The organism is uncultured Kordia sp. (assembly GCF_947496985.1).
Classification (GTDB): domain Bacteria; phylum Bacteroidota; class Bacteroidia; order Flavobacteriales; family Flavobacteriaceae; genus Kordia.
The window spans coordinates 331,840-346,700 of sequence record NZ_CANMEZ010000004.1 but is presented as its reverse complement, the minus strand read 5'-3'; the positions used below and the strand labels follow the sequence as shown (position 1 = coordinate 346,700).

Sequence of the window (14,861 nt, the reverse complement as noted above, 5' to 3'; positions counted from 1 at the left end):
TTAGGACTATTCGTTTTTTGATATTAGTTTGTCTTATATGTTATATTCTGAATCAGGTTCAGAATGACGTATATTTTTTTTGATTAGATCAAAACTAGCTAGGGAACAGTTTATAAAACAGTAAAAAAGATGATCTCATAAAAAGTCAAGACGAAACCCAAAAACGATTCCACTAGATTTTTTGTCTGCTATTTTTTGGTGTTGATATAAAAAAATGGGGACTTTATCCTAAAACAGTAGTAGATTGTAAGAAATAGATACTTTTGTGGTATGGAAATCAAAAAACATTGGAAATATCATGTTATTTTAGGTATCGCCTTGCTACTATTAGAATGGTTAGAAGATTATTCTATTAATGGAATGAAAGGTTTGATGACCAATTTTAGCGGAGAATATCAAGGACTATTACTTACTTTTTACCTGTGTTCAATAGCAATGTATTTCTTAAATTTCTTTGTAGTTGCACCAAAATTATTGTCAAAAAAACGTTTGATTCCTTTTATTGTGGCGGTTTTTGGTATGATATTACTCTTTGCGGGATTGCGCTATCTTACACAAGAAGTGATTTTGTTTCAATTTACAGGACAACATAATTATCATAACAAATCACGTCAATTAATTTATTATGTTTTTGATAATTCATATTACGCAATCAAGCCTATTTTATATAGTACGATCGTATTTTTAGTATTACAATACAATGAAAATAAAGACAAGCTTTTTCAGTTAAAATTAGCGCATAGTAAAGGGGAAGTTGATTTTTTAAAATCGCAAATAAGTCCGCATTTTTTATTCAACACCTTAAATACTTTTTATAGTGAATTAATTGATAAACAACCAAATACAGCTAAAGATATTCATCGATTATCAGAGCTGTTACGATATGTAACCTATGAATCTGATAAAGATTTTATGTCGCTGGAGCAAGAATTAAAGTTTATTGAAGATTACATATACTTTTATAAAATTCGCTTTGAAGATCAATTATTTGTTAGTTTTGAAGTGAATGGAAGTGTAGGAGAGAAGCGCGTACCTTCATTAGTATTGATTCACTTTGTAGAAAACTTATTTAAGCACGGAATTGTGAATGATGAAAGCAATCCGGCAGAAATTTCTATATCGATACACGATGACTTTTTAGAAATACATACTAAAAATAAAGTGTTATTTTCTGAGAAATATATGGATTCAGGTATTGGAGCAACAAATGTAGAAAAACGTTTAAAAGCGATATTCGATCATCAATTTAAAGTCGAGTATACCAATGAAAACGGACAATTTCAATCGTATTTAAAATTACCTGTATGAGCAATGTATTAAGATGTATTATTGTAGATGATGAACCACCAGCAATTCGATTGTTGGAAAAATACGTTGCCAAAATTTCGTTTTTAGAACTCGTAACGGCTACTACAAAACCGTTGGAAGCATTGCAAATTTTAGAAACAGCACAAATTGATGTCGTATTCTTAGATATTCAAATGCCAGAGCTTTCGGGAATTCAATTGTCAAAAATCATCAATAATAAAACGAAAATTATTTTTACAACAGCATATCCACAATTTGCTTTAGAAAGTTATGATTTAGCAGCCGTAGATTATTTATTAAAACCATTTGAATTTGAACGTTTTTACAAAGCAGTTCTCAAACTCAACGAACCAAAAACTATTGAAACAACAACCATTACAGATGATTTCTTATTTGTAAAAACCGATGGTAAAAATAACTTTGAAAAAATCTATATAAAAGATATTCAATATATCGAAGGTCTAAAAAATTATGTTGCTATTCATTTGACAGATAAACAAATTATCACCTATAATACCTTAAAAAACATTGAAGAATGCTTGCCAACTTCTATGTTTATTAAAACACACAAATCCTATATCATTTCTTTGGCTCACATTTCCAAAACAGATTCCAATTCGGTGTATATTGATACTACAGCTATTCCAATTGGTGATACCTATAAAAAGACTTTCTTTGAAAAAATTCAGCAGCGAAAATTATAAATTGTTAGACTTGTTATTCCTGTGAAAACAAGAATCCAATTAGACGTACTCCGCTCAATTCAAGGTTTTTTTATGTGAATACGTTTATGTTTTATAACGTTGTTAAACTGGTATTTATGTAGATCCTAATATTTTTAAATGATTTCTCTTTATGCTTTCTTTGATTCACTAATTCTTATGAGGTATCATTTTAATGAAATTCTCAACTAATTTACAACTGAACCGTTCATTAAGTTGTAAATTAGTTGAGTTAATTTTGATTCGGGAATAATCACCTTCAAATATGGAAGTGCAATTTTTATTATACTGCATTACTTCTTCCAATATGTTTATTTTAGATTGATATTGTGCTTCGGTTAACAAGTTACGTTTTCCATGTTTTTTGAGTGTTTCTGTATTCTCAACAATCCACTTTTCTACTTTTTTTCTACGAAGTAAAATATGTTTTTCTACTATTTTAAATAGTATTTTATATACATCTTCTATATATACATACTCATAAGATTCTTTCTTTTTCGTGATAATTATTTTTTGAGTCTCTCCATAAAAACAACTTCCAACAGTAATATCAATTATTACTTGCTCATTTTCTTGTAAAGAATTCAACGCTGATAAATCAGTCGCTTGTGCATTCAATAGAAAAGGAAATATCAATAGAAATAAGTACCGCATTAGCATAAATTATTTTACTTATAAAAATAACAAGTTCTAAAAGGCTTCTACCATTTTTATAATAATTTTAAGACTATCAGACTTGCTTTGCTGTTAAATTTTTAGACAAATTCAATAGAATTATTGAGAATTACTTCTATACAAATATTTTCGTTATAGTACTTATAATGATGAAATGATTTTATCATTTAATTCGTGTGTTTATCCTGTAAATGAATTTAAATATTGAATACATCCTATATTTATTCAGCATTTATAAATACATAAGAATTATGAAAAATAAAAATAGTCTTCTGCTTTTTGTGCTAGTATTTACTCTTTTTTTCAGTTCATGTGACACTAAAAAACAGAAAGTAAAAGATAATGATTCGCCAATTATAGCACGTTTTTATTTTGGACAAAAACCACCAGGCTTAATTCCAGAAGTTTTTGCTCCTGAAATTGTTAGGAATGCATCTAATATTTCGTTTTCTCCTAATTTAGACGAAATATACTTTTCGGCTCGTAAAAAAGATGATGAAATGGCCATCTATTTCTCAAAACTTGAAGGTAATAAATGGACTCCCGTTAAAAGAGCAAATTTCACTAATGGAAGAAAAAAAGAGGAATTATATCCATTCGTTAGTCTTATTGACAAAAAGATATACTTCACAGCATTTGATTCTATTTTTTCGGATGAGAAAATTTGGTACGTGAATCGTTTAGAGGATTCCTGGAGTGATCCAATACAACTTGATTCACCTTTAAATGATGATCTGGTTTTTTATATTAATCAAGCCAAAAACGGAGATCTTTTTTATACAAGTATTTTAAATGGAAAAATGTATTTTGCTCAGCATAAAAATGGCAAATTTCCGGAAGTACAGGAAGTTAAACTTGAATTTGGTCATCATGGATTTATTTCTCCATCTCAAGAATATTTACTGGTATATGCTCGAAATAGAGAAAATGAAAAAAGAAAAGATTTCGATATTTATGTCTGCTTTAAGAAAAAAGATGGAACATGGACAAAACCTATAAGTTTTGGAAGTGAAGTAAACTCTAATTTTAACGAAGGATGTCCGAGCATCACTCCAGATGGTAAATATATGTTTTTTGGAAGAAACCAAGAAGATGGGACAGAAAACTTCTACTGGGTAAGCACGGAGATTATAGAAAAACTAAGACCAAAGTAAATTGCATGAAGTAACAATAAATTTAGCAAACACAATTTTGATAATAATTCATAAAAATAATAACGGTTTAATCGCTAAAACAAAAATGAATTTTATAAATTAAACATTCCGTAACAAACGGAATAAATACGTTACTATTCATATACAAACACGTTGTGTGGTATTTTACAAACTGAACTAAAGTGAACGAAACACATAGAGAATATCTTAAACGAATAAATTCTATTTTAGATTTCATTGAAAAAAATCTTGATACCAACCTTTCTCTTGCGTCTTTATCTAAGAAGGCGCTCTATTCGCCTTATCATTTTCATAGAGTTTTTTTAACAATAGTAAACGAAAGACTCAATGAATACATAAATAGGAAACGGATTGAAAGGATTGCTTCAATTCTGTTAGTCGAACCAAATTCAACATTAAACGATTTAGCTTATAAATACGGTTTTAATAGTGACAATTCTTTTTCTAGAGCTTTTAAGAAATACTATGGTATTAGTCCTACCAAATTTAAATCAGAAGGAAGAGAAATACTTAGCAAGATTGGTATAGAACCTTTTTCATCTAAAAAATACATTTGTTCCATTAATAATATTAAACAATGGACTACGATGGATACACAAATAACAGTAAAAGAACTTCCAGAATTAAAACTAGCAAGTATATCTCGTATTGGAGACTTTGAAAAGGCGAGTAGTATGTTTCAAAAATTGATGGAATGGGGACATCAAAAAAGAGTATTAGAGATTTCAAATTTTAAAGCTCTAACTATATATCATGACAATCCTAATGTTACTCAAACTTCAAAAGTAAGATTTAGTACCTGTGTAACAGTTACCAAGAATATCAAAACTGATGGAGAGATTAAACAACATAAACTAAATAAAGGTATTTATGCTATTGGTCAGTTTGAAATTAAAGGAGAGGAAATTTCAAAAGCGTGGAAAAGTATGTGTATCTGGATCATTGAAAATAATTACGAATTCAGAGATGGAGACTATTTTGAAATGTACCACAATGATCACAAGACGCATCCCGAACAAAAATTCATATTAGATATTTGTATTCCAATTGAAAAAACGGAAAATATCAAACTTGGAAAAACATACAATTTAAACTTCTCACAAAACAAAATGCAAAATAAACAATGCGAAATAAAACCAGATTATCATCAATTGATAGCCTATATGAAAGAATTGAGAGTTTATTTTCAGAAAGAATATGATACTTATTTTAAACTTGGAAACATCTATCAAGGTGACTCCAATTTTTCTTACTTCTCACTAACAACAAAGGAATTGAAAAAACAAAAACTTAAATTTGTTATTGTTTTAAATCACCAAAATTTGTCTTTCTCAATTTGCTTGTCGGGTCAAAACAAAGAAATTCGAAAAAAGTATTGGAAAATTTTTAAAAATAGTAATTGGAATACATACCATTTAGCAGCGTCAATAGATAACAGTTTGTCAATTATAGACCAAACAATTGTTGAAGCACCAAATTTTAATAATAGAAAAAGTTTAACCGAAAATATTGAAAAGGAATCAATGAAGTTTATAAAAGAACTGAAAGATATTCTTGAATACTAAAAGCGACCAGATAACGGTTAGTATAAAAACAAATCTTTGATATAGCAGCGTTTCGTATACTAGCCGTTTTACTAATTAGAAGAAATGACACTATTAACGAAAAATCAAATTACTGAACTTTGTGTTTTCATAGAAAAACGTATTGAAAAAAAAGGCTGTGATCACTCATTGAAGAACACTTTTGAATGGGCTGAAAAAAAAGGAATTGACATCGCTGACTTGATTGACGTTTTGGAATTTAATGGTGGATTTTGTGATTGTGAAGTAACAATGAATTTGCCCGAAGATTGTGATTTACAATTAGTAGCAGGATATAAAGAATTGGACTTAAAAAACCCATTCAAAATACCGTTAAATTTTCAACAAACCGAAAACAAAATTTATACAAAAGCATTATTTTCTAGTCCTGAATACGCTCATAATAATTACACCAAAAACGAAGAATTAATAATTCCTGCACCTTTTGGTTTTAAGCCAAAAAAGAGAGTTCGAAAAAGCATGCACTTTTTTAACGGAACTGAATCTGAATTGCCAACTGAAATTGGAGTTGTAAAAGAAATTGAACCTATAAATGGAAAAGAATTTGCGAAAAAAATTCGAGATTTAAAGTTAAAGTCTTTTATGAATTTTTCGGAAAGAGATGCTGAATATTACTTTTCGAGAATTGAAAAAATTGATATAGGAAAACCAATGGGAACGCATTTTATGGAGAAAAGTGGAATTGGCGGAACAAAGATTGATTTAAAAATACATAAAGTAATATTTAGAAAATAACAGGTATTCTTGTTCTATTTAAGTTTGAAACACTAATGAAAAAACAAAATCTGATAATAATTCTTCTTGGATTAGCATTTACTCTAAATGCACAATCAAATTATGGTAAAGGAACGTATGCTATAAAGTTTGAAACACCAGTTGGTTGTTCTGCTGAAATTCAGAGTAACAATTTAAAATTTACAAAAGAAAAATTAAATCAAATCATTCCGCTATTGGTTAATTTTCCTTCCACGGACAAAGGGTATTTTAATGAATTTAAACCATTAACAATTTTCCCTTTCAATCAAAAAGGCCTTAAAAAAAAGGATTATCAAGAATTTGCGCAACAACAGTTAAATTTAATAAAACGTAACACCAAAAAGCTTTCAAACTTGAATATTCCAATAGAATTTGAAAGTTTGAGAAACGCACATTTAAATAACAGATCGGTAATATTGCCTTATTATGAAGCATTATTAGAATGGACTAAAGGTAGTAATGAAAAAATGTTTCGCGAAAAAGTATTAATTCTATGCGATAATAAACCTGAAGTAAGTACTTTATTAGATACAATATTTAATCTACCTGAATGGGAAGAACAATTTTTAAAATTAAGTGTTCGAATGCGTAACTTGTACAATAGAATTAATCAAGAAGCTTTTATTTCTTCCAGAGAAATTGAAAAAAAATTATTCTTAGAATATGATATCAAATGTCTGGTTGATCCTGATTGTAAAGATTGCTGAAAATTACGATGCCAAACAACGTTTATATTTATGGTATTAACAAAAGAGAAAAGATGAAAGTAAGATGATTATGATTATGTCAAATGGGCTAACATTTGCACAAATTTGATACGATAATATATCTGAAAACCAGTTTAAAAAGATCAAATTGATTTATAATTTTTTTTTACAATAATAGCCGTTAAAATTATGACACTGAAAGAAACTCTAAAACAACTTGAAACACTGACTGATGAAAAGACACGAAAACACAACTTAAAGAAAGGTGTCGGGGAAAACCAATATGGTGTAAAGCTAGGCGACATCCGCAAGATTGCAAAGAAGATAAAGACCAATCAAATACTGGCTCTTGAACTGTGGAAAACAGAGAATTTTGACGCTCAAATGCTGGCTATACTCATCATCAAACCTAAAGAACTTACAAGTGATGAATTAGATACAATGGTACGCTCTGTGAAATATGAACGTGTGGCTGACTGGATAAATTCCTATGTAGTAAAATTACATCCAGACAATGAAATGTTGCGACAAAAGTGGATGAGGGACGAGAATCCTATGGCTGCTCGTGCAGGTTGGAATCTGACAAGTCTACTAGTGATAAAGAAACCTGAAATGGTTGATATACCAACATTACTTGATCGAATAGAAAACGAAATGTTAACTGCCGCTCCAGAAACACAATGGACAATGAACTTTAGCTTAGTCGAAATAGGTATTCACCATCCTCAACATCGTGTGCGAGCTATTGAAATCGGAGAAAAGTTAGGCGTATATCAAGATTATCCAAATGTAAAAGGTTGTACATCACCATTCGCTCCGATTTGGATAAATGAAATGGTGAGTAGACAAGATAATAGACAAACAGAAACCAATATAGGGAGATGAAACTTAAATTAGACATATCGGAAGTTGATTTTGTAGATAGTGATATTGTAGATTTTTATGATAGTAAAACGATATTCTTCGAACCAACGAACAAATTACCCGAAACAGTTTCATTTAAGATATGGGGAGCAGATATAGATAAAGAATTTCACTGGAATCAGTATGTGAATCTTGATGACTTTCCAAACATTAAAAGAATTCTTGACATCAAACCTGAACGATTTACAATTAAAGGATTCTCTACAATTACTTTTGAAAATGTGGTTGCTGGTAAAATTGAAATTTGTCCTTATGAAAAAGCAAGTTTTGTAAAATTAAAAAATGGGGAAAATCAAACCTTCAAAAGAGAATGGAATATCAGTCAAATAGATACTTCAATTTATTTTCCATATGGCGCTTGCGACTTGAAACTTTATACAAAGGGAAAAGTTTGGTTTGAATTTAATCCGTCTGATTGTGTCAACTATATAGATTACATAATTGATAAAAAGAGAAATGAAACCTTTTTTGGATATCTAAATGAGAAAGAATTATGTGCTAATTCAATAAAATATAATGATGCTGATCCTGAAAAATAAATAACGAAATACCTCCACACAATATGTATGAACAATTGCCATTTATCTATTTACGAGTTTAAATCTAGCTTATTCAATAAACCAAAAAGTATATAACATTCGAAAAAGCGTATAAGGGTTATAGGCTACTTCTATCTGAACTTTGCTGTATTATTTAATCACTAAAAAATAGGCAAAATGAAAAGTAATCAATTTGGTAAAAGCGGTTGGACACCAGATAGAATTGGAAGTTTACAAGGCAAAACATATGTTATAACAGGAACAACAAGTGGTACAGGATTTGAAGCAGCGAAAATATTACTATCAAAAGAAGCGAAAGTAGTAATGCTAAATCGAAACCCAAAGAAATCAGAAGAGACCATTGCTATTTTACATCGAGAGCTTGGGACTGATATAGATGTAACTAATATTCATATGGACTTGGCTGCGTTAAGTTCAATAAGAAAAGCTGCAGAAAATGTGCTAAAAACAATTCCACAAATCGATGCTCTTATCTGTAATGCCGCAATTGCTCAAGTACCAAAACAAACACTCACTATTGATGGCTTTGAAAGTCAACTTGGAGTAAATCATTATGGAAACTTCTTATTACAAGCATTACTTTTTGCACGAATTGAAAAATCGAAAGGGCGAATCGTAACTGTAGGCAGTATGGGCTATAATTTAGGTATTAAAACCATACAATTTGAGGATATGAATTGGAATACGAATTACAGTCCTAATGGTGTATATAGCCAAAGTAAGTTGGCACAAATTATGTGTGTTTACGAATTACAAGACAGACTAGAAGAAGTGGGCAAAAATGATATAAAAATATATGCTTGCCATCCAGGAGCTTCCCGAACTTCATTAATTAAAACTAGTGGTAGCTTAATGACTCGCTTCATTTGGCAACTGATGAAAATGTCACCATTTGTTCAATCGGCTGAAAAAGGAGCTTATCCACAATTAATGTGCGCTACAGAACCAAACCTTGATCAGCATGGTTTTTATGGTCCTACAGGAAGAAATTATTGGACTGGCCCAGTTGGAGAATGTAAATTAGAATCACATGCAAAAGATAAAGCTGTAGCTGAAAAGTTGTGGGAAGTATCTGAAAAGGCTATAGGTTTAAAATGGAATTTATAAATTAGTAGTATGCAACACTTTAAAACATTATCATCATATTTAAATTATTTAGAACTTCCTCGACCTGAACATCCTATGTTTAATGTATTTAACTCAAAAGGTGATGGTTATTTACCCTGTCCAAGAGAAAGTTCTCCTCCAATTACAAATGATTGCTATTCCATTAGTTTAAAAAAATATGTGAAAGGAAATTTAAACTATGGACGCACCAAATATGACTTTACGAATGGTGCTTTAATTTTCATTGCGCCAAGACAAGTTTTACAGTGGGATAGTAGTGTGGTTTTTGAGCAGAAAGGTTTTTCAATAAACTTCCATGAAGATTTTTTGAAAGGAACGGAATTAGCTCACCAAATAAAAAAATATGGCTTCTTTTCTTATACAATCAATGAATCTTTACATCTTTCGCCAAAAGAAGAAAAGCAAATAGAATCAATTGTAGAAAATATTGAAATTGAATATCAAAACAACCAAGATGAATATAGTAAAGAGATTATTCTTGCTCAATTAGATACGCTTTTAAAATATGCCAATCGTTTCTATGAAAGACAGTTTTTAAATCGAAAAGAGCTGTCTAACAATTTATTAGAACAATTTAATCAGTATCTATCAGAATATTTTGAATCTGGACAACTACAAGAAAAAGGGATTCCAAGCATAGAACAAATTGCTGCTAAGATATCGGTTTCACAACGTTATTTAAGTGATACACTCAAGAAAAAAACAGGTAAAACCACTACCGAGCATTTACAGTTACATTTAATTGATGAAGCAAAAAATATTCTATTGCAACCCAATAAGAGTGTTTCGGAAGTGGCTTATGAATTAGGGTTTGAATATCCGCCTTATTTTTCCAGATTATTCAAAAAGAAAGAAGGGATAAGTCCAACAGAATATAGAGAAAAATATAAACCGATAGTGTAAAGAATTGAAATTAGCAGATATAGAAAATTTAATTGATTTATTCCATATTAGTAAGAGTTGATATTTTACCAAATTTTTCTATTCAACATACATAGAGAATTTAAAGAAATAATGGTTTTTGATCTTGAAAACCCTATATTTACTATGAATGACACATACATGACATTTAAATGGCGTGCTAATTACCATAGAAACGCACTAGATTTGCATCAAGCAAAACGCAGAAAATGAAAACGAAATCAATTAGCGAAAATTTAATCTATCATCGAAAGTTAAAAGGGCTTACACAAGAAGATCTTTCTGAAAAAACAACAGTTGGTGTACGTACAATACAACGTATAGAAAAAGGCGATGTACAACCACATTTACAAACGATAAAATTATTGGCAATTGGATTGGAACTAGAAGTTAATGATTTATTAGTTCTTGATAATCCAAAAGAGGAAACAATACAACGTAAATGGATGTTATTACTACACACATCTCCATTTTTTGGATTAATTATTCCTTTTGCAAATGTTTTATTTCCATTATTTATATGGATAAATAAAGCCGAAGACAATAAAGTATACGATGTACACGGAAGAGCAATTATAAATTTTCACTGCACAATAAATTTACTAATAATTATATCACTACTGCTGTTTTTTCCTTTCCCAGGTTTCAATTTCATTGGTACGGGTGCGGTATTTCTTTTTGGTATAATTGTTAGTCTAAAAAACACAATGTCTGCTCTGGACTCAGGTACGTGTTACTATCCATTCTCAATTCCTTTTTTAAAGCCAAAATCGGCTTAGATTTTTAATCTTCAAAATAGTATTACATGTTAGGATTATTAGTAATAATAGTAGTCTCTTGGGCGCTTTTATATTTTATTGCAAACAAGAATATTGAAGTCTTAGGCATTGTCCCTACAGGCAAAAGAATCATTCAATTTATAATTGGTATTGTAGTTATTATGCCTATTTCTTTATTGAATATCTATATTGAAACTATTGTTTTGAACATAGAATGGGAATTGCAATCTAGTATTAACTATCAAATAGTTTTTGACGCATTTGTGTATCATCTTAGGTCTGCTTTAACAGAAGATTTAGTGTTTAGAGGTGCAATACTTTATATACTAATTAATAGGCTAGGTGTTAATTGGGGAATTTCAATTTCAGCTTTGTGCTTTGGTGTTTACCATGTATTTTCATATGGTATGATAGAAGCCGGAATTATTTCAATACTCTATGTCATTCTAATAACTGGATTTATGGGGTACGTATGGGCATACACATTTCATAAAACAAAATCGATTATGTTAGGTTTAGGGTTTCATGTAGGTGTAAATCTTTGTAATACGTTTTTCTTTAAATCACAACCATATGGCGAATTGATTTTAAAGGCAATTAACAAAATACAATTAGCAGATTGGAGTTGGCTTGGTTTTAATCTATTTAAAGGATTGTTCCCTGCAATCATGATCTTACTTTTCGTGAAATTAGTATTCCGTAAGGACTTGAATTTATTAAAAAGAAAAAATCCTAAAGTCTTATGTATTTATCATGATTGCGATGTAAATACAAAATAATTAAATCATATAATATCACTTTTTCGCATTCTTCCTTAGTTCTCTTTAATTTTTCCTGCATTCACAAGAAATGGATTTTTAAAACTCTTTACCACATGTAGTTTTGGGTAACTATTAAATCTATTTATAATGAAAAACACATACAAAGAACTCGTATTTTTAAGAACATTTGCAGTCACTACAGTATTAGGAATATTAGCGTTTGCTTCCATAGCTTTTAAACAGTCTGGTAATCAGAAATTTGGAACTATAGATGTAGAGCGTATTAATATTGTAGAAAAAGATGGAACTACAAAAATGATTATTACAAATGTAGCAGAATTCCCTAATGGAAAAGACACTTTAAACAATAGACCTGTAAACGTAAAACGTAAAAAACGTGCAGGAATGCTATTTTTTAATGAAGAAGGTATTGAATGCGGTGGATTTATATATGATGGAAATAAGAAAGACAATGGACATAGTGCCGGATTATCACTAACTTTCGATCAATACGATGGAGATCAGGCTATGCAACTTTTACATACGGATACTAAACGAAATGGAGAAAGAAGTGTTAGGAGTTCATTAAGGTTTAATGACTTACCTGAAAACTCTACACAATCAAGTATAGCAGAAGCTTGGGAAACATTGGATAAAATAAAGGATAAGGAAGTATGGAAAAAAACATATAACCAATATGTGCAAAAAGGAATTATTGGAGTCACTAAAAGACTCGAACTTGGAAACCTTGGTAAAGGCCGCCCAAATGGATTATTTCTTTATGATGATGATGGAAAAATGAGAGCTATGTTTTGTATAGATTCAGAAAACAATGTCCGATTAGAAATGTACGATGAAAATGGAAACAAAGTAAACTCTTGGCCTACAAAGAACTAAAACTTAAAATTTTCGATGACTTTTTATTGAAAAATCTTCATCGCAAATTCTATATATTTGTAACTATTAATTATGAAAAAAGTAATTAAATATCTAAGAAGTAATCAAACTTTTATCCTTTTTCTATTTATATTCAGCTGGATATTAACACTTAAAAACAAGATAGGATTAGCAAACTCTTGGAATGACCTAATTTTTCATTCAGACGCTCCTTTTTGGGTTTTTATAGGTAGCTTTTTCATCTTTATATTTGTGGACTTCATTAAAAGAAAAACAGAAAAAACAACGCTAAATCAAATGCCGTCAGTATGGCGATATTTTAATTTTTTCGGAATAAGTTTTATAAGCTACCTACTCATTATGAATCTTTTTGGAGCGCTTATGTCGCTTTCTTTTAATACTATAGATAGAAACTTTAGTTCTTCACATCAAGTAACATATCGAGTTTTTAGTCAAACCATTGATTTTATAATTTTTGGAGGTTTTTCACTAGCATACCTATTCTCAAAAGAAAATAGAAATTATAAAAAAAGGCTAAATGCATATAAAATAAGTGATTCCAAAACTAAGATACAACAACTTAAAGCACAGTTAAACCCTCATTTTTTATTTAATAACTTAAATATACTAGACCAACTTATTGAAGAAGACCAAGAGAAAGCTTCGGATTTTTTGAGTCAGTTTTCAGAATTGTATCGATATGTGCTAAAAAATGCAGACAAAGAACTTATTACGATTAAAGACGAATTAGTATTTGCTCAAAACTACTTCGAGTTAATGGAGAAAAAATATCAAGGATATTATCAATTACATATTGAAGAAGCCATTCAAACATCAAATAAGATCGTTCCTCCGTTTAGCTTACAGGTATTGGTTGAAAATGCCATCGTACATAATTTAGGAACAATTGTAACTCCCGTAATAATAAGTATTTCAATTGAAAATGGGATTAAAGTAACGAATAACAAAATTGCATCAAACAGAAACAAAAAAGGGAATGGAGTCGCCTTAAAAAATTTATCAGAACAATTTTCATTACTAACAAATGTTTCTGTTACTATTGAAGATAATGAGGATAATTTTACAGTTATTTTGCCTTTTATTAAAATGAATAACAATGATTAAAGTAGTAATTATAGAAGACGAAGCACCTGCAAGAAAAAAGCTTACAAACTACTTAGCTAAACTTGGGGAACCTATAAAAATTGTAAAAGAAATTGAAACGGTTACCGAAACACTATCGTTTTTTGAAACAACTCCTGAAGTTGACTTAATATTCTCAGATATTGAATTACGAGATGGTAATGTATTTGAAGTCTATAATAAAATAACTATCGATTTCCCTATTATTTTTGCAACGGCGTACGATGAATTTTGGATGAATGCTTTCGAAACGAGTGGTATAGAATACTTATTAAAACCTTACAACTATAATCGTTTTAAAAAAGCTTGGGATAAATACACTTCTCTAAAGAATAATATGAATAGTAATGACAATGAAATTTTTACAAAACTAGAAGCGTATTATAAAGATAGATTAGACTTAAAACCTGAGTATAAGGAGTACATTCCTGTAAAGTCTAACAGTGGAATCTACTTTTTAAAAGTCAAAGACATTATTTTTATTCAATCGGACTATGGTGTCATTTTTGCTTTCGATTCAACCCAAAAAAAACATATATTAAATCAAACTACTCTCAAAGAAATACAAGACATACTTGACCCAACTTTATTTTTTAAAATAAACAGAAGTGAACTTGTTAGTAAAAATTATATTGAAAGAATAAGCCGTTACACTAAAAATACGGTTGCCATTCATATACAATCTTATATTTTAAAAACAAGTCAAAATAGTACTGCATCTTTTAATGCTTGGATGGGATTATAATAGTTATATATACGTTTTTAATGGTTTAAAAATCCTAAAAAAATCAATTTACTCAG

At 29.6% G+C, this 14,861-nt stretch carries 16 protein-coding genes; 15 read left to right on the top strand and 1 reads right to left on the bottom strand.

What is annotated here, in order from left to right:
- The first annotated feature begins 270 nt into the window (after positions 1 to 270).
- On the top strand, positions 271 to 1,308 hold the full coding sequence (locus Q0828_RS12790; protein ID WP_298421349.1) for a sensor histidine kinase: 1,038 nt from the start codon (positions 271 to 273) through the stop codon (positions 1,306 to 1,308).
- The gene (locus Q0828_RS12785) at positions 1,305 to 2,012 is read left to right on the top strand and encodes a LytTR family DNA-binding domain-containing protein (protein WP_298421347.1); all 708 of its coding nucleotides are present in this window, start codon (positions 1,305 to 1,307) and stop codon (positions 2,010 to 2,012) included. The genes Q0828_RS12790 and Q0828_RS12785 overlap by 4 nt, the downstream gene beginning before the upstream one ends.
- Before the next feature lie 168 nt (positions 2,013 to 2,180).
- Here Q0828_RS12785 and Q0828_RS12780 read toward each other — a convergent pair whose 3' ends face one another.
- Positions 2,181 to 2,684: a hypothetical protein gene (locus tag Q0828_RS12780; RefSeq protein ID WP_298421345.1), complete on the bottom strand. Its 504-nt coding sequence runs from the start codon at positions 2,682 to 2,684 to the stop codon at positions 2,181 to 2,183.
- A 272-nt stretch (positions 2,685 to 2,956) separates the two neighbouring features.
- On the opposite strand from Q0828_RS12780, the gene Q0828_RS12775 reads away from it, so the two are divergent.
- The 13 genes from Q0828_RS12775 to Q0828_RS12715 all read left to right on the top strand — a co-directional run bounded on the left by Q0828_RS12775 (position 2,957) and on the right by Q0828_RS12715 (position 14,805).
- The gene (locus tag Q0828_RS12775) at positions 2,957 to 3,859 is read left to right on the top strand and encodes a hypothetical protein (RefSeq protein ID WP_298421342.1); all 903 of its coding nucleotides are present in this window, start codon (positions 2,957 to 2,959) and stop codon (positions 3,857 to 3,859) included.
- 182 nt (positions 3,860 to 4,041) lie between these two features.
- Complete coding sequence (locus tag Q0828_RS12770; protein ID WP_298421339.1) at positions 4,042 to 5,445, top strand: AraC family transcriptional regulator; 1,404 nt, start codon at positions 4,042 to 4,044, stop codon at positions 5,443 to 5,445.
- Between the two features lie 84 nt (positions 5,446 to 5,529).
- Positions 5,530 to 6,219, top strand: coding sequence for a DUF2695 domain-containing protein (locus Q0828_RS12765; protein ID WP_298421335.1), 690 nt, complete (start codon positions 5,530 to 5,532; stop codon positions 6,217 to 6,219).
- 35 nt (positions 6,220 to 6,254) lie between these two features.
- A complete protein-coding gene (locus tag Q0828_RS12760) occupies positions 6,255 to 6,947 on the top strand; it encodes a hypothetical protein (RefSeq protein ID WP_298421332.1) in 693 nt (230 codons plus the stop codon).
- Positions 6,948 to 7,136: 189 nt separating this feature from the next.
- On the top strand, positions 7,137 to 7,832 hold the full coding sequence (locus Q0828_RS12755) for a DNA alkylation repair protein (RefSeq protein WP_298421329.1): 696 nt from the start codon (positions 7,137 to 7,139) through the stop codon (positions 7,830 to 7,832).
- Positions 7,829 to 8,410 (top strand): hypothetical protein, encoded by a 582-nt coding sequence (locus Q0828_RS12750; RefSeq protein ID WP_298421326.1) that lies wholly within the window; start codon positions 7,829 to 7,831, stop codon positions 8,408 to 8,410. Before Q0828_RS12755 ends, Q0828_RS12750 begins: the two co-directional genes overlap by 4 nt.
- Positions 8,411 to 8,587: 177 nt before the next feature.
- Positions 8,588 to 9,538: an SDR family oxidoreductase gene (locus Q0828_RS12745; RefSeq protein ID WP_298421323.1), complete on the top strand. Its 951-nt coding sequence runs from the start codon at positions 8,588 to 8,590 to the stop codon at positions 9,536 to 9,538.
- A 9-nt stretch (positions 9,539 to 9,547) separates the two neighbouring features.
- Entirely contained in the window at positions 9,548 to 10,462 is a 915-nt protein-coding gene (locus Q0828_RS12740; protein WP_298421321.1) for a response regulator transcription factor, read from the top strand.
- A gap of 227 nt (positions 10,463 to 10,689) precedes the next feature.
- Complete coding sequence (locus Q0828_RS12735) at positions 10,690 to 11,259, top strand: helix-turn-helix domain-containing protein (protein WP_298421318.1); 570 nt, start codon at positions 10,690 to 10,692, stop codon at positions 11,257 to 11,259.
- Between the two features lie 26 nt (positions 11,260 to 11,285).
- Positions 11,286 to 12,038, top strand: coding sequence for a CPBP family intramembrane glutamic endopeptidase (locus Q0828_RS12730; RefSeq protein ID WP_298421315.1), 753 nt, complete (start codon positions 11,286 to 11,288; stop codon positions 12,036 to 12,038).
- A gap of 129 nt (positions 12,039 to 12,167) precedes the next feature.
- Positions 12,168 to 12,917 (top strand): hypothetical protein, encoded by a 750-nt coding sequence (locus tag Q0828_RS12725; RefSeq protein ID WP_298421312.1) that lies wholly within the window; start codon positions 12,168 to 12,170, stop codon positions 12,915 to 12,917.
- 72 nt (positions 12,918 to 12,989) lie between these two features.
- Positions 12,990 to 14,042 carry a histidine kinase gene (locus Q0828_RS12720; protein WP_298421309.1) on the top strand — a complete coding sequence of 351 codons (1,053 nt, stop codon included), beginning with the start codon at positions 12,990 to 12,992 and terminating at the stop codon, positions 14,040 to 14,042.
- Positions 14,035 to 14,805: a LytTR family DNA-binding domain-containing protein gene (locus tag Q0828_RS12715; RefSeq protein WP_298421304.1), complete on the top strand. Its 771-nt coding sequence runs from the start codon at positions 14,035 to 14,037 to the stop codon at positions 14,803 to 14,805. The genes Q0828_RS12720 and Q0828_RS12715 overlap by 8 nt, the downstream gene beginning before the upstream one ends.
- The last annotated feature ends 56 nt before the right edge of the window (positions 14,806 to 14,861 follow it).